The organism is Trichococcus patagoniensis (genome assembly GCF_003051085.1).
GTDB classification, from domain to species: Bacteria; Bacillota; Bacilli; order Lactobacillales; family Aerococcaceae; genus Trichococcus; species Trichococcus patagoniensis.
In genome coordinates this window covers 38765-60378 of sequence record NZ_QAOM01000010.1, presented here as the reverse complement: position 1 = coordinate 60378, position 21614 = coordinate 38765, and the positions used below count along the sequence as shown (strand labels likewise).

At 49.8% G+C, this 21614-nt stretch carries 17 protein-coding genes; 6 read left to right on the top strand and 11 right to left on the bottom strand.

What is annotated here, in order from left to right; translation table 11 throughout:
• Positions 1-95: 95 nt before the first annotated feature.
• The 7 genes from C8U37_RS08230 to C8U37_RS08190 all read right to left on the bottom strand — a co-directional run bounded on the left by C8U37_RS08230 (position 96) and on the right by C8U37_RS08190 (position 8540).
• On the bottom strand, positions 96-926 hold the full coding sequence (locus C8U37_RS08230) for a carbonic anhydrase family protein (protein ID WP_108032763.1): 831 nt from the start codon (positions 924-926) through the stop codon (positions 96-98).
• A gap of 408 nt (positions 927-1334) precedes the next feature.
• Positions 1335-2315: a LacI family DNA-binding transcriptional regulator gene (locus tag C8U37_RS08220; protein WP_108032761.1), complete on the bottom strand. Its 981-nt coding sequence runs from the start codon at positions 2313-2315 to the stop codon at positions 1335-1337.
• A gap of 424 nt (positions 2316-2739) precedes the next feature.
• Entirely contained in the window at positions 2740-4065 is a 1326-nt protein-coding gene (locus C8U37_RS08210; RefSeq protein WP_245879798.1) for a DEAD/DEAH box helicase, read from the bottom strand.
• 87 nt (positions 4066-4152) lie between these two features.
• Positions 4153-5148 carry a Gfo/Idh/MocA family protein gene (locus C8U37_RS08205; protein WP_108032759.1) on the bottom strand — a complete coding sequence of 332 codons (996 nt, stop codon included), beginning with the start codon at positions 5146-5148 and terminating at the stop codon, positions 4153-4155.
• Between the two features lie 214 nt (positions 5149-5362).
• Entirely contained in the window at positions 5363-6064 is a 702-nt protein-coding gene (locus C8U37_RS08200) for a DNA-3-methyladenine glycosylase family protein (RefSeq protein ID WP_211306151.1), read from the bottom strand.
• Between the two features lie 583 nt (positions 6065-6647).
• Positions 6648-7526: an aldo/keto reductase gene (locus C8U37_RS08195; RefSeq protein WP_108032757.1), complete on the bottom strand. Its 879-nt coding sequence runs from the start codon at positions 7524-7526 to the stop codon at positions 6648-6650.
• A 138-nt stretch (positions 7527-7664) separates the two neighbouring features.
• The gene (locus C8U37_RS08190; RefSeq protein WP_108032756.1) at positions 7665-8540 is read right to left on the bottom strand and encodes a metallophosphoesterase; all 876 of its coding nucleotides are present in this window, start codon (positions 8538-8540) and stop codon (positions 7665-7667) included.
• 246 nt (positions 8541-8786) lie between these two features.
• On the opposite strand from C8U37_RS08190, the gene C8U37_RS08185 reads away from it, so the two are divergent.
• The 4 genes from C8U37_RS08185 (at position 8787) to C8U37_RS08170 (ending at position 12869) form a co-directional block, all read left to right on the top strand.
• Positions 8787-10274, top strand: a complete 1488-nt coding sequence (locus C8U37_RS08185) for a DUF1538 domain-containing protein (protein WP_108032755.1) — start codon at positions 8787-8789, stop codon at positions 10272-10274.
• A complete protein-coding gene (locus tag C8U37_RS08180; protein ID WP_108032754.1) occupies positions 10275-10940 on the top strand; it encodes a hypothetical protein in 666 nt (221 codons plus the stop codon). It abuts the gene before it with no gap.
• Positions 10941-11270: 330 nt separating this feature from the next.
• Positions 11271-12161 (top strand): transporter substrate-binding domain-containing protein, encoded by an 891-nt coding sequence (locus tag C8U37_RS08175; RefSeq protein WP_108032753.1) that lies wholly within the window; start codon positions 11271-11273, stop codon positions 12159-12161.
• Between the two features lie 27 nt (positions 12162-12188).
• Positions 12189-12869 carry an amino acid ABC transporter permease gene (locus C8U37_RS08170; protein ID WP_107995718.1) on the top strand — a complete coding sequence of 227 codons (681 nt, stop codon included), beginning with the start codon at positions 12189-12191 and terminating at the stop codon, positions 12867-12869.
• Between the two features lie 158 nt (positions 12870-13027).
• On the opposite strand, the gene acnA is transcribed toward C8U37_RS08170, so the two are convergent.
• Complete coding sequence (acnA, locus tag C8U37_RS08165) at positions 13028-15721, bottom strand: aconitate hydratase AcnA (protein WP_108032752.1); 2694 nt, start codon at positions 15719-15721, stop codon at positions 13028-13030.
• 130 nt (positions 15722-15851) lie between these two features.
• On the opposite strand from acnA, the gene C8U37_RS08160 reads away from it, so the two are divergent.
• Positions 15852-16760: a LysR family transcriptional regulator gene (locus C8U37_RS08160; RefSeq protein ID WP_108032751.1), complete on the top strand. Its 909-nt coding sequence runs from the start codon at positions 15852-15854 to the stop codon at positions 16758-16760.
• A 3-nt stretch (positions 16761-16763) separates the two neighbouring features.
• Here the strand turns inward: C8U37_RS08160 and C8U37_RS08155 are convergent, their stop codons facing one another.
• From C8U37_RS08155 to C8U37_RS08145, 3 genes are all read right to left on the bottom strand, one after another.
• Entirely contained in the window at positions 16764-18140 is a 1377-nt protein-coding gene (locus C8U37_RS08155; RefSeq protein ID WP_108032750.1) for a CitMHS family transporter, read from the bottom strand.
• Positions 18141-18169: 29 nt separating this feature from the next.
• Positions 18170-19306 carry a 2-methylaconitate cis-trans isomerase PrpF family protein gene (locus C8U37_RS08150; RefSeq protein WP_108032749.1) on the bottom strand — a complete coding sequence of 379 codons (1137 nt, stop codon included), beginning with the start codon at positions 19304-19306 and terminating at the stop codon, positions 18170-18172.
• A gap of 487 nt (positions 19307-19793) precedes the next feature.
• The gene (locus C8U37_RS08145) at positions 19794-20351 is read right to left on the bottom strand and encodes a methylated-DNA--[protein]-cysteine S-methyltransferase (RefSeq protein WP_281257504.1); all 558 of its coding nucleotides are present in this window, start codon (positions 20349-20351) and stop codon (positions 19794-19796) included.
• An 806-nt stretch (positions 20352-21157) separates the two neighbouring features.
• On the opposite strand from C8U37_RS08145, the gene C8U37_RS08140 reads away from it, so the two are divergent.
• Entirely contained in the window at positions 21158-21613 is a 456-nt protein-coding gene (locus C8U37_RS08140) for a MarR family winged helix-turn-helix transcriptional regulator (protein WP_108032748.1), read from the top strand.
• The last annotated feature ends 1 nt before the right edge of the window (position 21614 follow it).

Below are 21614 nucleotides of genomic sequence, written 5' to 3'. Positions count from 1 at the left end.
GATTCCCAGGAAAACGAAAAAGTTCCGCCAGCCCCGATACGAATCGGGGGGACGGAACTTTTCAGCCAAGGCGCTCAAATCACCGCAAAGGCATGTTATTCTTCGTATTTCAAAACAGAACGCTCGCCCAATGGTTGGACCTCTCTGTTGTTGCCTTGATAATATTCGTTGAAGGCCGCAATCTGTTCCGCGGAAACTTCCACAGGGTTAGCCATCACATACCACTCGACATTTTCGGTCAGCGGCGGTGTCGTCAAGGAGCCTAGGTAATGGTAGTAGCTTTTGTTGGCCGGAAGCAGTTCGGCAACGTTGAGGCTGAGACCGCTCGCAACAGTAGCTTCTTCATTCGCCTTGACATCATCCAGAATCGCTTGAAAGGCAGCATTTTCTGTTCCTTCTTTAAAGAAAACCGCGATGACCGCTAAGCGTCCGTCCTGGGCCTTGTGGACAAAATGCAGTTCGATCGGGAAACTTTCGCCATCCACTGTATGCTCGCTCGGGGAATGCAGATGGAATTGCGCCAGTTCAAAACTGCGTCCGGCAATCTTCGCCTGCCCGCCGTCCTCGATTTCGATGCTGTGCCCGTTGTCGACCACATCGATGATTTCTTCCGCATAGTCCAGTGCCAGGGAGCCGTCCGTGGTCATCGCTTCGGCTGCACCCGTTTCGATATTGATCGGGGATTGCATCTCGCCGGATTCGAAGTCCCATTCATCCTGGTTCTCATAATCCAAATGTTCCTCAGTGGCTGCTTCGGTTGTTTCTTCAGTTGCTTCTTGTGCTACCGCCTCGGAAGTCTGTTCCGTCGTCGCCTGGAGGCTGCTATCCGCTTCCGGCGTTTCTTCTTGGCCGCAGCCGCTCAGTCCCAATAAGGCGAATGCCCCCAGAACTGCCAAAATTTTTTTATACCCTTTCGCTTCGTTCATTTTTACTTTTCCTCCTCTAACGCAATATCCACTTATTATATATTAATCCGCAATTAAATTATTGATTCGCTTTCGAAAACCAATAAATCAACAGCAAATCCCTTTCGTTCCCTGAATTCAAAAGGATATTGCGATGAAAGGACTGGCGGGGCTATCCCGTCCCATCGGCGCATAAGGAGAGCAATTAAAAAGGAAGAGAAAGCTTGCCGGTTCAAGGTTCAGCCATGCTTCAAGCGACCAGAATAGGTTGTACTTTTTCTGTATTTGCGTTGGATGCTTCCAGGAGCGCTATATTTTCGCGGGGAAACCCGCCAAATCAAAAATGCAAAAAAACAGACTGTCCCAAAATGGACAGTCAAAATAAATGCCGCTTCCTTGCCCGCTTCGCTGCGGGCCCTAACACCGGTATTATGCTTTTTTGATTGTCGATTCCCTGATCAAAAGTTCGTTATCCAGCGTCTGGATCATGGCGACTTCTTTTTCCGTGATCAATTCCAGCAGGCTTTTGGCCGCCAATTCACCGGATTCCATGAACGGATAATGGACGGTTGTGATACGCGGATAGACTGCCTCCGTGATTTCATAGCCACCGAAGCCCGCCAAGGAGAATTGGTTCGGGATCTCGAGCTGCAGTTCGTGGGCCGCGCGCATGATCCCGATCGCGATATTGTCGGTCGCGCCGATCACGAAGGTGGCTTTCGATTGCGGCAGGATTTCCAGCGCCTTTTCGTAGGCATCCTTCATCGAAAAACTGGTTTTGACGAACATGTAGTCGATGTCGTGGCCTTCGAAAGCTTGCTCGATGCCGTTGCGCCGGCTCACCCCGACCGCTTCATCGGATTCGTCGACGCCGAAAACGAGGACGTTCCTGTGCCCGTTTGCCACCGCGTAGGCTCCGACCGAATGGCCCGCCTTCTCGTCATCATGGATGATGCAGTGGAAATCGGGATGCGATTGCCCAACGATGACGACGGGAACATTAGCCTCTTCGAACGCCTTCACATGAGCCGGCGTGATGGCTGCCGCGAAGAAGACGATGCCGTCGACGCGCTGCTTCGCCAAGGTGGAGATGGCTTCGATTTCGCGTTCGCGGCTCTGATCCGCATTCGTGATCAACAATTGGTTTTTGGAAAGGCGCAGACTGTTCTCCAAGCCCCGCAACGCTTCATTCGTCGCAAAGGAATTCAGACGCGGAATGATCGTCCCGACCATGTGCGTGCGCTTCGCTTTCAGGCTTTGGGCAAATTTATTCGGTTTATAGTCGTTCTCGGCAACGATCTCATCCAGCTTCGCCTTTGTTTTTTCGCTGATGGCCCCGCCGTTCAGATAGCGGGAAACGGTGCTCTTCGCCACACCGGCCATTTTGGCGATGTCATTGATGGTGACCATAGTTAGCATGCACCCCTTTCTTGTGCTGCATAGCGGACTTTGTTCCGTATCCGTATACATATTCGTTCTCTGTCTTTGATTATACAGGTGCGAGGGGTTCGCCGCAACGGACCCGGGAAGGAAATCTGCCTGTTGGGACTAGCGAACGCGCGACTGGCCGGAGTTCCGGCCGGCATTTTGAGCGTCTTCTCCGACCAGCGGATGCGCCATCGGAGGAGAGATACGATATTATCGGGCTCCTCCGGCGGCGGCAGCCTCGCCGGAGCTGGGCGCATTTCGCAAGTGCTGTCCTCCGGCGAACGCTGGCTTGGCCGGAGGACAGCCCGCATTTAGATCGAACGCAAAAATCCACACGCCACCGCGGACAGCCTCCGCAAGCGCGGTTTGGGGCTGTCCTTCCGGCAGAATGCGGAAAGTATTTCAGTTATTCAGAAAGCTTTTGTTCTGTCGGCTTGCGGCGCGCGCCTTTGTTTTTCTGGTCTTTGGTGCGGACTTTTTTCTTTTTGATTTTCTTGGCTGCCGCTTGTGGGGACGCCTCTTCTTCTTTCAAGGCAGCTTTTTTCTGGATTTTGGCTGCTTTGGCTGCGGCCGGTTTCTGCGCATCGCGGATGGCGTCACGTGATTCGCGGCTCGGCAATTCGTTGACGAGTTCCCCGCCATAGATGAAGAATTCTTTTACTTCATCCGGATGAGGCGCAAAGCGTTTGATATCGCGACTGTTGCGGTCATTCACCAAGGACAGCACGACCCCTTTTTTGCCCATCCGGCCCGTACGTCCGGAACGGTGCAGGTACGTTTCCTTCGAAAGCGGCAGATCGTAATGGATGACGTAAGGCAGATCCTGGATGTCGATCCCGCGGGCAGAAACATCCGTCGTCAGCAGGAAAGTCGCATTGCCTTTGCGGAATTCATCCATGGCGCTCTTACGCTGTGCCTTGCCGTAATCGCTGTGCAGCATGCGGACATTGATGCCCTCGAACTGCAGTTTTCCCGCCAAGTAATCGAGTTCCTGGGTGGAGTTCACGAAAACGAGCGCCTGCATGCCTTCCAGGTTGCCTAAGCGGCGCAGCATTTCAGCACGCTTCCGCGTCGGCGCCTCGATGAAGCCATGGACAGTCTGGTCCATGAACTGGCCTTCCTTTGTCGTGTCGAACCAAAGTGGCTCCGTGTTGAACCATTTCTGGATATCCTTCAGGTTTTCGCTGTTCGTAGCCGAAAAGAAACCCATCTGGCGGGAACCCGGCAGTTTTTTGATCAACTCGCGCAAGGCGTTCAGATGCTCTTCCTGCATCAAGTAGTCCGCTTCATCCAAGATGACCGTTTTGATGTTGTGCAGTCTGAGTTTTTTCTGGTTGGCCAGTTCCAGCAAGCGTCCCGGGGTTCCGACCACGATTTCCGGCTTCTCCTTCAGCTTGTCGATCTGACGGCCCACGTTCGCGCCACCGATGATCACTTGCGCGGTCAAGTCCTTCAGGGAACCCCATTCCGCCAAAACGTGCCCTACTTGGTGCGCCAATTCCTGCGAAGGCACGAGCACCAACAATTGTAATTCCTTGTTGGCATCCGTTTTTTGCAGCAACGGGATGGCATAAGCCAACGTTTTACCGGTACCGGTCGGCGATAGGCCAACGACATCTTTGCCTTCCATCAACGGTTTGAAGACATTTTCTTGGATCGGCGTCGGCAGCTGAAAACTCATCTCATTCCAGTATTTCTCGAATGGCATTGCCATTTCTTCCATCATCATCATTTATTTCCTCATTTCTTATAGTGCAGCCTGTTATTAAGCTGCGGTGCAAGCCTCGCGCGGAAGCATCCGGCTGACCTGCGCTTCGTATTAATCCGCTGGGTAAACGATTCCCGCTTTTTTGCGCAAAGCTTCCATTGTCCGGTTGACGTCTCGGCTGATCTGCGTCCAACGTTCATAGTCTTCTATAGTATCAGGATTTCCCGGATCATTCAAGACGCGCGCGAATGCACGGACCTCGTCATCCATGAAATGTCCGGACGCTTTTTCGGCTAATTGGTAACGTTCCTCGGTCTCGCCGTCCACCAATTCGACCGACTGGATCAAATTGACGCCATCGAGAAGCAACGTTTTTTTGCCGCTGTAGATTTCCGAATCAGCAAAAGAATTGTAGATTTTCGATGTGTGCAGGCTGACTGTGAAATACGGATATTTCAGCAGCATTGTGCCGGCTCCATCCACGCCCGTCTGGATTTTCTTGGCGGCATAATCGACTTCCTCGGGCACACCGAACCAATCGATGGCAGCATACAGCAAGTACACGCCCAAATCGGCGAGCGCCCCGCCGGAAAAATCCAGCGAGAAGATATTCGGTTCCTCGCCGGCCAAGACCTGGTCATAGCGGGAGGAGTATTTGGCATAAGTGAAGCTGGCGCCGTCGATTTCGCCCAATTTAGCAATCTCGTTCTTGACTAGCGCGAAGTTCGGCTCATGCAGGTGGCGGGCGGCTTCAAACAGGAAAACATTGTTGGCTTTCGCTGCGGCGAAGGCGGCCTCCCATTCTTTCGTGTTCGAGAAGATCGGCTTCTCGACGATAAGATGCTTGCCGTTCGCGATGGCCGACATGGCCTGCTCGAAATGGAGACTGTTCGGCGATGCGATGTAGATGGCATCCACTTCCTCCAAGGCTGTGAATTTGTCCAGCTCGGTGACGAACACATCCGCGCCGTAGCCCTCGCCGAAACTCTGGGCGTTGAACTGGGTGCGGCTGTAGACCGCTTTTATTTCGAATTGTCCGGATGCTTTTGCCGCTGTGGCGAATGCATGCGCGATGCTGCTGGTTCCGATGATGCCTAATCTGATCATGGTTTTATCCCCTCACTCACTGTTGTCTATGAAACATTCTATTCCTATTCTACACTAATCCAGGGTGGATTGCTTAGTGATACCATTTTTTTGAGATACAAAATGAATGATTTTTGTAGGCATGATTGGGGCTGGCGCCCGGTTAAAGCATCCCCTTTGCAACAGAATCAAAAAAAGCATCCCAATACAAATGAGGGGATGCTTGCGTTATACATTACAGGAGTTGCTTTTCCGCCCGTTTCAGTTCTTGGCGCTGCTTTTGGCGTTTCTTCTTTTCGGCTTCGGTCAGCGGCGCATAGTCCTTCAGATCCGGCAGGACGCCGACGGACACTTCCCACAGATAGAGGCTCGCGATCGAACCGTACGGCGCGTAACGGCGTTTGTATTTTTGGAACAACGGCTTCGTGATTTTACGGTGATGATACACCATCCGCAGTCCGCGATGGATGGCGAGGTCGTCCCAGCTCAGCACGTCCTGACGGCCCATTGAAAAGATCAGCAGCATCTCGGCTGTCCATTTACCGATGCCGCGCAGTTGCGACAGCTCGGCGATGACCGCTTCATCGTTCATATCCTTCAATGCCTCCAAGTCGCATGCGCCGGAAAGGACTTTTTCGGCCGCTTCACGGATATACGTCGCTTTGCGGGTCGACAAACCGCACTGCTGGATTTCTTCGACGCTCACTCGGCAAAGATTCTCTGGCGTGATCGCGCCGAAAGCGGTGAGCATCCTTTTCCAGACGGTCTCTTGGGCCTTCATCGAAATCTGCTGGCCGACGATATTGTTGATGAGCGCCGAAAAGAGATCCGCATCGATCGGACGTTCAATCGGCCCGATCCGGTCGATGATGTCCGCCAAAATCGGATCCTTTACCTTCAGATAGCGGATCGCTTCTTCATCATAATAAAAATCCATATACCCCATCCTTGTTCTGCATATTTACAGCCAGTATATCATTTTGATGACAGTTGCATTGAGATAGGAACGCTACTTTCCAGGAAAACACCCGAGAGAACGCCTATCTGTCGGGTGTTTGGATTCCTCGGCGGCGCGAACACCCGACAGAACGCCTATCTGTCGGGTGTTTGGATTCCCCGGCGGCGCGAACACCCGAGAGAACGCCTATCTGTCGGGTGTTTGGATTCCCCGGCGGCGCGAATACCCGAGAGAACGCCTATCTGTCTGGCTTTCGGATTCCCCGGCGGCGCGAACACCCGAGAGAACGCCTATCTGTCTGGCTTTCGGATTCCCCGGCGGCGCGAACACCCGAGAGAACGCCTATCTGTCGGGTGTTCGGATTCCCCGGCGGCGCGAACACCCGAGAGAACGCCTATCTGTCTGGCGTTCGGATTCCCCGGCGGCGCGAACACCCGAGAGAACGCCTATCTGTCGGGTGTTCGGCATTTGCTGCTTACCCAACAGTCGACAGTCAGATTTGAAATTGGCTACAACACGAAGGGCCGCCTCATCTTGAGACGGCCCCCTCTATCATTCTTGTTTACACTGTCTTGTGCGTATCGAACCCGATGCGCTTGCCCAAGTTGTGGTCTTGGTGGCCTTTTTCGAAATTAGTGGGCTTTTGGATACGCGTGATCATTTCCATTTCCTGATCGGTCAAGGTGAAGTCGAAGATGTCGAGATTTTCTTTCATGCGATCGGCATCCTTCGTTTTTGGAATAGGAATGAGGTCACGCTGCACACACCATTTCAAAGCGATCTGCACCGGTGTCTTGCCGTATTTTTCGCCGATTTTGATGACTTTGCTTTCCGTGTTGATCCGGCCTTTTGCCAATGGGCTGTATGCCATGGTCACGATATTGTTATCGTAGCAGAAATCATCCACGACTTCCATGGTGTTGTAAGGGTTGATTTCGAGTTGGTTAACGGCTGGTTTGATCCGGCAATTTTCCATCAACTGCGTCAGATCGCCGCGCATGAAGTTGGAAACCCCGATACTGCGGACGATTCCGGAGTCTGTGGCATCTTCCAATGCTTTCCATGTTTCTGCGTTGACATCGTCGCTTTCGCTAGGCGAATGGATTAGGAACAGGTCGATGTATTTCAGTCCGAGACGGTCATAGCTGGCTCGAATAGCGTCCATTGCTTTCTCAAAACCCATGTCGTCTTTCCAGATTTTAGTGACGACGAAAATGTCATCTCTGGAAATGCCGCCATTGATTGCTTTTTGGATACCGCGGCCTACGCCGGCTTCATTTCCATACATGCTGGCTGTGTCGATTAGGCGGTACCCGCGCATTATGGCCATGAAGACCAATTCTTCCGCTTCATCATCGCTCACATTCCAAGTGCCGTATCCGATACCGGGGATTGTAAAACCATCATTCAAAGGCATTCTGTCCATTAAGCTCTTCACCATGATAACCCACACTCCTTCTACTTATTACCTTAAGTGTAACCCAATTCAGTCAGAAATACAAAAATTATTAATGCGCTTACATAACAAACTGGAGGGAACGCTCTTCCCTCGCCGTCTAAGCGTAATCAGAGCACGCGCCTACAGCTTTTCAGAAACGGAGCCGCTCGTCAAGGTCACGATGACCATTTCCGGTCGGTTGTTGATGCGTAACGGAAAGGATGACCCACCGATGCCCCGACTGACGACCAATTTCTTTTCCGGATCCGTGGGCAACAGATAGACCCCTTCGGTATGCTGCGGCATCCGGCCTTGTCCTGGCGCATAGAGCCCACCAATTTTAGGGATGCGGATTTGCCCACCGTGCGCATGGCCGGCGAACGTGATGTCAGCTGATTTCTCCGGATTGATATGGTACTTCAGGAAATGTTCAGGTCGATGCGCCAGCAAAAGGCGCGTCTGGCCTTGCCAATCTTTGCGGAGCTTGATTTTTTTCAGGAAATCCTTCGTAATTTTCTGGATGGCTGCGCTTTTGTCGCTCAGACCCATTATGACGACAGGTTTTCTGCCTTTCGCCAGGACGCTGATTGCTTCATCATCCAAATAGCGGATCCCTGTCTTCTTGTAGAGATCCAAAGCAATGTGGAACATCGGTGAATGACGGTCATGGTTCCCGTTGATGGCATAGGTCGGCGCGATTGCCGCCAATTTTCGAAACAATTTTTCCGCAACTGATGGATCAAAGACCTCATCCCCTTGGATCTGGTCGCCGGTCAGAAAGATGAAGTCCGGTTCCGCTTCCTTGGTCATGTCGATCAGCTTGTTCAGATCGATTTTTTCTTTCGGCAGATGAAGATCGGAAAGCTGGACAATCTTCAACCCTTCGTTTTCCGGCGCAAGGTTCTTTACCGGAATCGTGTACTCGGTCTTCTGGATCCACGTGTTTTGGAGATGCAGATAGGCCGCCGCGCCCGCCAAAATGGCAGTTTTCAGCAAGCTTTTGTTTTTTATGCTCATAATTAATCATCCTTCATGAAACCCTATTGTTTCCTTTATTCTAATGCTTTGGAGCGCTTCCGTCAAAGCAAAACGTTTGGCTCTAGTGACCGTCAGATCAGGGCGAATTTCCTTAAAGTATCGGAAAATTGACCAATGCCCTTCAATATGGTGCGTTTTACTTCCTATTTAATAGTTGGCATGTTATGTTTAATATATGAATATTACTCTTCAACATTATAACATCACTATGAAAGGACTGAATATATGAGTATATTTTCAGAAAAATTAAGGGAAGTCCTGCAGTCGGTGCTGCCGATCACGCTGCTTGTCGTCCTGCTCCACTTCACCTTGACGCCGCTCGAAACGGTCGACCTGCAGCGGTTCCTGTTCGGTGCGTTTTTGATCATCATCGGCTTGTCCATCTTTCTTTTCGGTGTGGACATCGGCATCACACCAATCGGGAAATTCCTCGGGAAAGGTTTGGCTCGCAGCAACAGCATGAAATACGTGCTCGGGATGGGACTTGTGCTCGGCTTCTTCATCTCGATCGCGGAACCGGATCTGCATATTTTGGCGACGCAAGTCTCCGAGGTCACAAACGGCATGTATCCGAAAAACCTGCTTCTGGTCGTCGTTTCCGTCGGCATCGCCGTGATGCTCACAATCGGATTGTTCCGGATCGTTTACCGCTATCCGCTGAACAAGACGTTCACGTTCCTCTACCTCGCCATCTTTGGCTTGGCCTACTTCAGCACCAACGACCTGTTCGCCATCGCTTTCGATGCCTCGGGATCGACGACCGGCGCTTTGACTGTGCCCTTCATGTTGGCGCTAGCGGTCGGGGTCGCATCCCTGAACCGGCGGACGCAATCAGCCGAGGAAGACAGTTTCGGCCTGGTGGGGATCGCCTCAGCCGGTGCCATTCTGGCGGTACTGATCCTGGGATTGTTCCTCCGTTCCGATGAACCGCTCTCGGGCTCGATACCTGCCACCGCGGCTACGGTAGCCCACTGGCTTACGCCATTCCTGCACGAGTTGCCGAAAATTGCGGGCGAAATCCTGTTGGCCGTTTCGCCGATCCTGATCATTTTCGTGCTCAATCACATCTTCTTTGCGGATGAAAAGCTTTCTAAACGAGCTTTCCGCCGCATCTTCTTGGGGATGGCTTATCTCTTTGTCGGATTGGTCCTTTTCCTTACCGGCGTGAATGCCGGTTTTATGGAAGTCGGGCGCAAACTCGGCATGCTGATCGCCGGGATTGACAGCTCCATTCCGGTCCTGATCGTCGGTTTTGTGCTGGGGGTATTGGTCATTTTGGCGGAACCTGCGGTATATGTATTGACGCATCAAATAGAAGATGTTACAACTGGATATGTTAAGCGCGGTATTGTGCTGGGATTCCTGTCCATCGGAGTCGGGCTCGCCGTCCTCTTGTCGGTCGTGCGTGTGCTCATCCCTTGGCTGCAACTGTGGCACTATCTCGTCCCCGGCTATCTGATCATCATTGCCCTCTCCTACAAAGTGCCGAAGCTGTTCGTCGGGATCGCCTTTGATGCGGGCGGCGTCGCTTCGGGACCGATGACAGCCACTTTCATCCTGGCGTTCATCCAGGGTGTCGCGGAAATCACACCGGATGCCAATGTGCTCTTGGAAGGTTTCGGGATGATTGCGATGGTGGCGATGATGCCGATCATTTCGCTGCAATTGCTAGGCGCCATCTACCAACGCAATAGTGTAAAGGAGGGACTTTGATTGACTAAACAAGTTGAAAACACACGATTCTACGACGTCATTTTTGTCGTCGTCAACATCGGCAAAGCCAGCCGAGTGCTTGAAGAAGCGAAGAAATGTGGCATCACGGGAGGGACCATCATGCATGGTTCCGGCACGGTTTCCAGCGCTTTGTTGCGCACAATCGGTTTTTATGAAGTAAAAAAGGAAATCCTCTTTATGGTCTGCGCGCGCGAAAAGACGCAGCCAGCCATCGAACACATCAGCTCACTCTTCCATTTCGAGTTGCCGAATCGCGGCATCCTGTTCACGAGTCCGGTTTCGCACTTGATGGGTACGCACGGCGAACGTCTGCATCTGGACGAAAAGGATGCCCATCCAGATTCCGGTCACGAAGTCTTTTTCACGCTCGTTGCCGCCGGATTGGGTGACGAAGTCGTCGAAGCGGCGGCGGCGGCCGGTGCGCGCGGCGGCACCCTCTTCCATGGGACCGGGGCTTTCGCAGAAAAATGCCGAAAAGTGTTTGGGATCGAAGTGGATGCCGGCAAGGACATCATCATGAACCTAGTCACTTCCGATGTCGCTCCCGCGCTGGAAACCGCCATCGTCGAGCGGATGCAGTTGGACGTGCCGGGTAATGGCATCCTGTTCAGTTTCGATTCCGAAAATGTGCGCGGAGTTCGTTGAAGCATTAATGCGTTCCGGTTGTCCGATTCTTTCCGGTTATCGGACAACTTCCGACAACCGGAGCTTTTTTGTTTTCAGTAACTTTCGTTACATATTGCGTGGGCTGTTCCCCACTTCACAAACTGTTTTACGAACTGTACCAACCTCCCTACTGAATGTTCGGAAACACATGAGAAGATATGTTCATTTTGTTCAATCTTTTCGCTGAAAATTATTTATAACAGCATCTGAAACTGTATTATTTTTATAGATAAAACGATTGCTTTCGGCCCAGATACGTGCTATCTTATGTCTAGTTCATATTCGAGGGAAAAAGGAGAGGTTTCACGGATGGTTAAGAAAAAGAGAGTTTTATTTGGCGGTTTGACGGCATTACTAGGTTTGACTTTGGCAGCCTGCGGGGGCGGCGAAACAGCCGACAGCAGCGCTACTGATACAGCGGTGTTAACTGATTCAGAAACAGCCTGGGACAAGATCGAGGAAGCCGGCGTTTTGAAGGCAGCCACTTCCGGAACGCTTTACCCTAACTCTTATCACGACAAAGAAACCGACGAATTGACCGGTTACGAAGTGGAAATCATCCGCGAAATCGCTGAACGCATCGGCGTGGAAGTGGTATTCACCGAAATGGGTGTTGACGGCATGCTGACTTCCGTCAACAGCGGCGCAGTGGATGTTGCAGCATTCGGGATCGACCGCAACGGCGAAAATGCCGATAAATACAATTATACAACCCCTTACAAATATTCATTCGGAGCCATGGTCGTCCGTGAATCCGATAATTCCGGCATCGAAACGCTGGAAGATTTGAAAGGCAAAATCGCTGCCGGTGCCGCAACCACGACTTACATGAAAGTCGCACGCTACTTCGGCGCAGAAGAAAAAATCTACGACAATGCAACAAACGACATGTACTTGTCTGACGTAGCGAACGGACGGACCGACGTTATCCTGAACGACTATTACGCACAAAAATTGGCGACTGCCGCTTTACCTGATATCCCGGTAAAAGTGCATGACATTTTCTACAACCCGTCCGAAACTAATTTCTCCATCAAAAAAGGCAATGACGAATTGACCGAGAAATTCAACGAAGCTTTGGACGAAATGCGTGCTGACGGTACTTTGGCGGAATTATCGAAACAGTTCTACGACGGTGCGGATGTAACCGTACAGATCGAATATGATTTCCCAGTCATCGACGTAAGCGATATGAAATAGTAAGGCAATCAGAAAGGTGGGCAAGACATGTCAGGCATCCAATGGCAGTATATCTTTAATCCGGAATTGGCTCTCGACAGCCTCCCGTACGTCCTGAAAGGGATGGGCTATACACTTGGAATCGCGTTGACCAGCATGGTGAATGGCACGCTGCTTGGCTTTTTCCTTGCTCTCCTGCAGCTGGCCAAGTTGAAGCCTTTGCGCTGGCTGGCACGGCTCTACATCTCCTTTATGAGGGGGACGCCTACTTTGGTCATTTTGTTCTTGCTTTACTTCGGCTTTCCGTTCATCGGTATCCAATTCACAGCCGTTACGGCGGCCATCATCGGTTTCAGCATGAGCTCGGCCGCCTATAGCGCGGAAATCATCCGTTCCTCTTTGAATTCCGTGAATCACGGGCAATGGGAAGCGGCTTATGCCTTGGGTCTGAAGTGGTCGTTCATCATGCGCAAAGTCATTGTGCCGCAAGCATTGCGGATCGCCATTCCGCCGATGAGCAACGTGCTGCTGGACCTGATCAAAGGTTCGTCTTTGGCGGCGATGATCACCGTTCCGGAAATGTTCCAGAACGCCAAAATCGTCGGTGGCCGCGAGTTCGACTACATGACCATGTACATTCTGGTCGCGCTCATCTACTGGGCGGTCTGCAGCGTCTTCGCTGCTTTCCAGACACGCATCGAGAAGAAATTATCTTTGTATGTGGAATGACAAAAGAGGCAACCTCGTAATTTGAGGTTGCCTCTTTTTCAGTTTAATACGCAAAAAGCAGGCTGTTACGGGCCTGCTTTTTGCGTATTCTGGAAGCCGGAGTCGGGGCCGGCTTCTTCTATTTATCGTTTTACTCGGAATAGTGTAGTTAGAAAAGCTTATTTGATCTTGTTTCTGAGCACCATCGGCAAAATGCCTTTGTTGCGGTAGTAGTCGATTTCGATCTCAGAATCCAGTCTCGCGATTGCTTGGAACGTCTTTTCCGTTCCATCCGCGGCTTGAGCTGTGACAGTGATCACTTCATTCGGTTTTACTTCATCCGTGATTGCGATCGCGTACTCTTCCAATCCTGTCAATCCTAACGTTTCTGCATCTTCACCTTTTAGGAATTCCAGCGGAAGCGCACCCACCATGATCAGGTTGGAGCGGTGGATCCGTTCGAAACTTTTCGCGATGACCGCATCGACGCCCAACAGTCGGGCGCCTTTTGCCGCCCAGTCACGGGAAGATCCCATTCCGTAATCATCTCCGGCCAGAATCACCAAACCAGTGCCATCTTCTTTATATTTCACACTGGCATCGAAAATCGGCATGATTTCATTCGTCGGCACATATTTGGTGAAACCACCTTCCAAGCCATCCGCCAAAGCGTTTCTGAGGCGGATATTGGAGAAAGTACCGCGCACCATCACTTCATGGTGTCCTCTTCGGCTTCCGTATGAGTTGAAGTCTTTCGGTTTCACGCCATGCTCCATCAAATATTTGCCGGCAGGCGACTTCATTGCGATCGCTCCGACCGGTGAGATGTGATCGGTTGTGATCGAATCCTGGAACTTGCCCAATACACGCAGCCCTTTCAGACTCGTGATCGGCTCTGTCTCCAATTGGAAGTTTTCGAAGTAAGGCGGATTTGCGATATAGGTTGAATCGGCATCCCAGTCGTAGACCGGTTTATCCGCAGATTCAATTTTGTTCCACAGGTCGTTTGAGTCGAAGACGGAACGGTATTCTTCTTTGAACATATCCGCCAGCACGCTTTCATTCACGACTTTTTGGACTTCTTCGTTGCTCGGCAGGATATCCTTGAAATAGACAGGTTGCCCTGCTTTGTCCATACCGATCGGCTCGGTGGCCAGATTCACTTTGACATTGCCCGCCAAAGCGTAGGCGATGACCAAGTGCGGCGCTGCCAGATAGCCGGCTTTGACTTCCGCATGGATGCGGCCTTCGAAGTTGCGGTTGCCGCTTAACACAGCCGAAAGGAGGATGTTGCCCTCTTTGGCCGCTTCGCTGACTTCCGGTCTCAGCGGTCCGGAGTTGCCCACGCACGTCATGCAGCCGTAGCCGATGATGTTGAAGCCCAATGCTTCCAGATAAGGCAATAAGCCCGATTTTTCATAATAGCGCGCCGTCACTTTCGATCCCGGCGACATGGATGTTTTGACATAGCGTTTGACGGACAGGCCTTTTTCGACTGCATTTTTGGCCAACAAAGCGGCGCTGAGCATCAAGTACGGGTTGCTTGTATTCGTACAGCTTGTGATAGCTGCGATGGATACCGCTCCGTTTTCCAGTTCTTCCTGATAACCGTCTTCATAAGTGATCGTCACTTTGTTGTCGATATCAGCTGCATCCAACCCATAGCCTTGATTCCCCATCGGAGCGGCATATGCTTCGATGAATTTTTGGCTGACATCGGATAGTTTCACTAAATCCTGCGGTCTTTTCGGACCGGCCAAGCTTGGTTCCACTGTTGAAAGGTCGATTTCGATCAGCTCCGAATACTCTGGTTCGATTGCATCATTGTAGAAAAGGTTGTTAGCTTTGACATAGGCTTCAATCCTGTCCACTTTCGCCTCTTCTCTGCCGGTGAAGCGCAGATAACCCAATGTTTCGTCATCGACCGGGAAGAAGCCGCAGGTCGCTCCGTATTCCGGCGCCATATTGGCAATGACCGATCTGTCGGCAATCGTCAAGTTTTTCAAACCTTCACCGAAATATTCGACGAATTTCCCGACCACTTTTTGCTCTCGCAATACTTGGGTCATTTTTAAAGCTAAATCAGTTGCTGTTGCACCGTTTTGAAGCTTGCCTGTGAAGCGGACTCCAACGACATCCGGCAGCTGCAGATAACACGGTTGTCCCAACATGCCTGCCTCTGCCTCGATGCCGCCGACGCCCCAACCAAGGACACCCAAAGCATTGATCATCGTGGTGTGCGAATCGGTCCCGACCAAAGTATCCGGGTAGAGGATGCTTTCTCCCTCGACTTCAGCTTCTTTAACCACATCAGCCAAGTATTCCAAATTCACTTGATGGACAATCCCTGTCGCTGGCGGAACAACACTGAAGGAATCAAAGGATTTTTCAGCCCAGCTGAAGAATTCGTAACGCTCACGATTCCGATCGAACTCAATTTCCGCGTTCATTCTGAAAGCATCATTGAATCCTGAGTAGTCGACTTGAACGGAATGGTCAATGACCAAATCCACCGGTATATCCGGATTGATGATCGCGGAATCTTTACCCAATTTTTCGGTTACATAACGCAATGCTGCCAAATCCACGATTGCCGCTCCGCCTGTCAAATCCTGCAGAATGACACGGGATGGTTTGAAGGGGATCTCCGTTTTCACCTCATTGATGGGTTTCCAGTTAGCCAAGGACAGGACGTGTTGTTCAGTGATGACCTTGCCGTCTTCTTGTCGCAACAAGTTTTCCAGCAAGACACGGATGGAATATGGCAATTTGGCAATCGTCACTTTTTCATTTTCCAATGATTTCAGATCGTAGTACTTATACTCCTTCCCATTTGTAGTGATGGTTTTAATTGATTTCTGCTTGCTGTTCATAGTATAGTACCTCTCCAATTTATATATTCTTGTATTTACTTAGTGTGATTGTATCCCTATAATAAACATAAATGAAATATATATTTTTTATGTATATCATAATCAAAACCTATGATAAGGGGATGCTTCTATGGAAATGAAAGATATCGAATACGTGAAGGCAATCAACGACTGCGGTAGTTTGACAAGGGCAGCTGAGTCTCTATACATCTCACAACCCTCATTGAGCATGTACATCAAAAATATGCAGGCCCGCTTGGGATTCCCAGTCTTCAATCAAATCGGAAAGAAATATGAATTGACTTTCCTTGGTGAACGTTTTTTGGCTGCTGGAATCGAGATTCTGCGTATGCGCGAAAACTTTTACGACGAAGCTGCCCATATATTGGACAACAAAATCGGCCGTCTGCGCGTTTCCATTCCCTTCATGCGCGGTTCCTATCTGGCTCCTGATATCTTGCCGAAATTCAATGAAATCTACCCAAATATCGAAGTCGAGTTGATCGAAGAATCCTCCAAAGTTGTAGAAGAAAAAATCAACAACGGCGAAGCGGACATCGCCATCATGAACATGCCGCACCACGCATTGCATCTGGACTATGAAATCATCAAATCGGAAGAGATCCTGTTGGCTGTTCCCTCAGGACATCCTTGCATCAATCAAGGGAAGCCTAATCCGATCAGCAACTATCCTTCCATTGATCTGCAATTGTTCAAAAAGGATCGGTTCATTCTGCATTTCCCCGATCAGCGTACCGGCCAAATCGCCGAAGCGATTTTTGCGGAACATAACTTCGTCCCCAATAAAGTTACGCATACTCGGAATATCGAGACAGCCGTCAATCTGACGATGACGGGATACGGGATCTCCTTTTTGAACGAGACCCATATCCGTCACTTGAAATTCGGCAATGCTCCACGCTTTTTCTCTTTCGAGGGCAAGCCACATTATGCGGATATGATTGTGGCTTACCGAAAAGGGCGAAAACTGCCTCCTTACATCAGAACCTTGATTGAGCTTTGCCGAGAAGTCGTTTGATGATTAATTAAACAAGAAGGGCAGCGGAATCGCACCGATCAGAATGGCAATAATGGTTTGAATCGCGAAGCTTGGAAGACCCCATTTCAGGTATTCTTTTGAGTAATCGCCAAAACTTACTTCTGTTCTGTCAACCAAGACATAAAGAAAGGCTACTAAGGGACTTGCAAAACGGATTGCTTGACCCATCATGGAAGCGACACCGATTTCAGTTGGTGTTGCACCGTATTGATAAGCGATTGGTGCCAATACCGGCAGGATACCGAAGTAGAAAGCGTCATTTGGCAAGAAGAACAAACCAGGTAAAGAAATCAAAGCTAGGAAGAATGGAATGTAGGCACCCATGTTTTCCGGAATCATACCAGCCATTTGTTGTGCGATGGCTGCGCTCATGCCGCTGCCGTTCAGGACACCCATGATGATACCTGCACCATAAACCAAACTTACTGGACCTAAAGCTTCTCCGCCATTTGCAATCAAACGGGAAGATTGCAGATTCAACTGTCTATAGTTGACCAGCAACGCGATGGCTGTACCAAGCACGAAGAGGATACCGCCATTGATGACGTCCATGATCAACATTGTCATGATTGCCGCTGTAAGGATAAAGTTGAACCAAATCAATTTAGGGCGTTTCAAATACGCATCTTTTTCGTTGATTTCTTTAATGATATGTTCCAAGTCGCTGTCATGAATGATGCCGCTGCCTTTTTCGTAGCCCAGACGAGCGCGCTCTTTTTTACCGTAGTAGTAGCACATATACAATGCTAGAAAAGTTGCGCCTATCATACCTGGGATAACGGGTACGAAGAATTCTTTCGGTGTCAAGTTTAGCACCGGCATCGCACGCGCCATCGGGCCACTCCAAGGGACTAAGTTCATTACCGAGTTGCAGAATCCGATGATTACCGCCAAGTAAAGCTGATTCATCTTCATTTTCTTGAAAAGCGTCAGAACCGCTGTCGTTACGATCAACACAGTCGTTGTCCCGTCACCATCCAGTGACACGATTAAAGAGATAACACCAGTAGCGACACAAATCTTCATTGGATCGCCTTTTGCCCATTTGATCATCTTCGTAGCCAATGGGTCGAATAGGCCTACGTCCAACATAACCGAGAAGTAAAGAATGGCGAACAGCAATAAGGTAATCGTTGGGGCTACACCTTTACCGATAAGTTTTCCATCCCCATCAAGCGAGTAATACAAACCTCCAAAAATCCAATCAAATACTTCCAAAAGTGGTGTTCCACTTATAAATGCTGCGGCTAAACCAAAAACAACGGGAACTAAAATTAATGCTGCAAAAGGTGACATTTTCTTGGTTAATAACAAAACCATGAAGGTAACGATCATTCCATAGCCTAACAATGCTAACATTTCAACACTTCCTATTCTTTGTGTTATTTCTATCCTTTATAGAAGACTTTACCGACCATGATTTTTCTCGCGGTCCGGTGACTCGACACGGAGTCTATCTTTATCGTCCCATTTTCATTTTTGTACTTCATCGCAACCGAAATGAGGCCATCGCTGTGCCCAAGTACGATCTCATTCTTCACATTTTCGTTCCCCAGTACTTCATTCGGGATGGTGCCCGGAATCGCGCAGGCAGCTGCTGTACACAAAGCCCCTGTCAAAGCGATGGTTTTGTGGGCTTTTTGCATGCTCATCATCCGGATGGAAAGGTCATATTCGGAAGCGTTTATTTCTTTGCCGCTATCCGTAATGTAATCCTGTGTTGATGATACGATCGTCATTTTGGGCACTCCCGGCGTGACTGTAGCGGCTTCTTCCCAATTATCGGCCAAGCCCATTTTGACGGCTGCTGTACCCCTGATTTTTTCCAACAGTTCAAGATTCGCTGGATCAGCATCGATCACGGCTGCCGTTTCGGATCCGATAAAGCCGATATCTCCCGCTCGCACATATACCAAAGGATTTGCCGCATCGACGATCGATACTTCAACAATGCCGTAGTCCTCGATGTTCAGCAGATCTTTCGGCTGTCCTGTCGGCAAAAGCTTGCCTGTAAAGGAACCTTCCGGATTCAAAAACTCCAGTTCGATCTTCGAGCCCGTTCCTGGAACGCCGGAAATACTGAAGTCGCCTTCATAAGTAATCTCTCCGTTAGGCGTAGGAATATGTTCGTGAATAATTTTCTTTGTGTTTGTATTATATACCCTCACCGTCGTTATCGGCGCGCTAATTTCCACTAGGCCATTCTCAAGAGCAAAAACCCCGACAGCTGATGAAATGTTCCCGCAGTTCCCTGCATAGGATACAAAAGGTTTATCGATCTGAACCTGCGCAAATGTATAATTGATATCCCAATCTTCAGTTGTTTCTTTTGAAATGATGGCAACTTTGCTGGTCGTGGACACTGCCCCACCCAAACCATCAATTTGGCGTTGATCAGGACTGCCCATGATTTTTAGCAGGATCTGATCCCGTTCCTCTTTATTTTCCGGTAAATCTTCTTCCATTACGAATGCACCTTTGCTTGTACCGCCGCGAAAGATGCTGCATTGTAGTTCTTTTAGCATGTCGTCCCTCCAAATGTTTACGTTTTCATATATCCATGTATTTGTGGCCATCCAGTTGAATCCTTTTAGTAACAAGTTCCCATAGACTGCAGTTCTATTGATTGCTCATCACTCAACTTGATATCTGAAGTATAAATTCTGGTTGACCAAATATCCAATCAATCATTTTTATCAGAATCATAGGTTTAACTTATGATGATAACGATTATAATTTCCGGTAGTGAATAGCTGGTTTATTGCGCGGTCAGGCATCCATTTTCTCTAGCTCGAATCAGACATTATATGCATTTCCACAAAGAAAAAAGAGCCGGGAACAATAGGTTCCTGGCTCTTTTCTGAATTTCCCGATTATTTACTGTTGTATATCATTTCAATTTACTACTATAAAACGACGTTTATCCATTGACTTCACGACAGCATGGATACCTATTTATTATCCTCTTATTGAGAATAGGCATCCTAACTGAGAATCCCTTCTCCCGACGATTCAGATATCCATTTGGGGTGAGCTGTTTTCGATTGCAACCTTTGTCTCATGATTCAGCAAATATTCCTTCAGATGCAGTCCTCCGGCGTACCCCACCAACTTCCCGTTCGTGCCGATGACACGGTGGCAAGGGGTGATGATCGATATCGGATTGCGATTGTTGGCCATGCCGATGGCGCGCACACCTTTCGGATTTTCGACCGCGATGGCGATTTCTTTGTAGCTTCGCGTCTCCCCGTAAGGGATCTGGCGCAAGGCTTCCCAGACTTTCAATTGGAAAGGCGTACCGGTCGCATCCAATGACAGATCGAATTCCTGACGCTCGCCATTGAAATACTCCTGTAACTGACGCTCCCCTTCCAGCAACAATGGCGTATCCATCTCAACCATTTCTCCAGCCGCGATTTCCTTTTCGATCCGCGGATCCAATTCCAATGCAACATGCTCCAGAAACGTAATGCCCTTGCCGTTCTCAGCCAGCAAGTATTTCCCGAGCGGTGTTTGGATATATTTATATGCCTTCATACTGATCATCAGTCCTTTTTCGTAATCACACACTCTATCTGCTCCATTATACACAGCGTCGCCGACATCCGGAAGCCTCACCGGAGCTTATATGGGTTTCCGCTCTATCCTCCGGTGAACGCAGGCTTCGCCGGAGTTCGGCCAACATTCTGATGCTCTTCTCCGATGAGAACGGCTTCGTCGGAGCTGAAGCCAATTGATACCGGTGTCCTCCGGCGAAGGGCCCCTCGCCGGAGCTGGGAGCTGATTCGTCCGCTGTGCTCCGAGGAGTGGCGCTTTTCTTCTATCCTCCGGCGAACGGAGGCGTCGCCGGAGTTCGGCCAACATTCTGATTGCTCTTCTCCGATGAGGATGGCTTCGTCGGAGTTGAAGCCGATTGTTACCGGTGTCCTCCGGCGAAGGGCCCCTCGCCGGAGCTGGGAACTGATTCCTCCGCTGTGCTCCGGTGAGCAGCGCTTTTCTTCTCTCCTCCGGTGAACGGAGGCGTCGCCGGAGTTCGACCAACATTCTGATGCTCTTCTCCGATGAGCAGAGCCTCGTCGGAGCTGAAGCCAATTGATACCGGTGTCCTCCGGCGAAGGGCCCCTCGCCGGAGCTGGGAGCCGATTCCTCCACTGTACTCCGACCAACGCACGCCGCAGCCGTTTCTTATCAAATATTTTCAAGCATCTTCACGAATTCTTCACACACTAGCTCTATAGTAGGTTCACAACATTCCTGCCGGGAATGATTCTTTAGGATTTGCTTAAGACTAAGTTGAACCGCTTGCACAAAGAATAGTTTTGATTTAGAATAGTTTTACATCACAACTATTGTCCGGAAAAGGAGCGGATTTCAAAATGAAAATTGATTTTTTGAAAAAAGAGATCTGGGATCTGCTGCGGACCATCCAAGTTTCCAAGGATACCGTGATGTGCCCGGTCGCAAAAGACTACTGCATCACCCCGCTGCAATTGCGGATTTTGATGGAGGTCAACCTTAACGAAGATCTGTCCCTAAACCGGTTGGCGAAGGTGATGGATATGAACAACGGCAACGTCTCCACCATCTGCAAAAAGCTGGAGCAGCAAGGCTACCTCACGCGCGAACGGCGCGCTGACGACGAACGTTTCATCACCCTGAAGCTCTCACCTGAAGGCAACAAAATCCTTCAGAAAATGGAGCAGGATATCGAAAGCAAATACTGCTTGCTGATGGAAGGCGTGTCCGAAGAACGGCTTGAAAAAATTGCAGTGGGCATCAAGGAATTGCAGCTTTTGATACAGGAAATGAACGAACAACAACGAGAGGATTGAA

Coding starts and splice junctions, on each gene's coding strand:
- C8U37_RS08220 (WP_108032761.1), bottom strand. CDS start 2,315: ATGGTCACCATCAATGACATCGCCAAAATGGCCGGTGTGGCGAAGAGC.
- C8U37_RS08160 (WP_108032751.1), top strand. CDS start 15,852: ATGGAAATGAAAGATATCGAATACGTGAAGGCAATCAACGACTGCGGT.
- C8U37_RS08230 (WP_108032763.1), bottom strand. CDS start 926: ATGAACGAAGCGAAAGGGTATAAAAAAATTTTGGCAGTTCTGGGGGCA.
- C8U37_RS08140 (WP_108032748.1), top strand. CDS start 21,158: ATGAAAATTGATTTTTTGAAAAAAGAGATCTGGGATCTGCTGCGGACC.
- C8U37_RS08155 (WP_108032750.1), bottom strand. CDS start 18,140: ATGTTAGCATTGTTAGGCTATGGAATGATCGTTACCTTCATGGTTTTG.
- C8U37_RS08200 (WP_211306151.1), bottom strand. CDS start 6,064: ATGGATTTTTATTATGATGAAGAAGCGATCCGCTATCTGAAGGTAAAG.
- C8U37_RS08175 (WP_108032753.1), top strand. CDS start 11,271: ATGGTTAAGAAAAAGAGAGTTTTATTTGGCGGTTTGACGGCATTACTA.
- C8U37_RS08185 (WP_108032755.1), top strand. CDS start 8,787: ATGAGTATATTTTCAGAAAAATTAAGGGAAGTCCTGCAGTCGGTGCTG.
- C8U37_RS08170 (WP_107995718.1), top strand. CDS start 12,189: ATGTCAGGCATCCAATGGCAGTATATCTTTAATCCGGAATTGGCTCTC.
- C8U37_RS08190 (WP_108032756.1), bottom strand. CDS start 8,540: ATGAGCATAAAAAACAAAAGCTTGCTGAAAACTGCCATTTTGGCGGGC.
- C8U37_RS08195 (WP_108032757.1), bottom strand. CDS start 7,526: ATGGTGAAGAGCTTAATGGACAGAATGCCTTTGAATGATGGTTTTACA.
- acnA (WP_108032752.1), bottom strand. CDS start 15,721: ATGAACAGCAAGCAGAAATCAATTAAAACCATCACTACAAATGGGAAG.
- C8U37_RS08205 (WP_108032759.1), bottom strand. CDS start 5,148: ATGATCAGATTAGGCATCATCGGAACCAGCAGCATCGCGCATGCATTC.
- C8U37_RS08210 (WP_245879798.1), bottom strand. CDS start 4,065: ATGATGATGATGGAAGAAATGGCAATGCCATTCGAGAAATACTGGAAT.
- C8U37_RS08150 (WP_108032749.1), bottom strand. CDS start 19,306: ATGCTAAAAGAACTACAATGCAGCATCTTTCGCGGCGGTACAAGCAAA.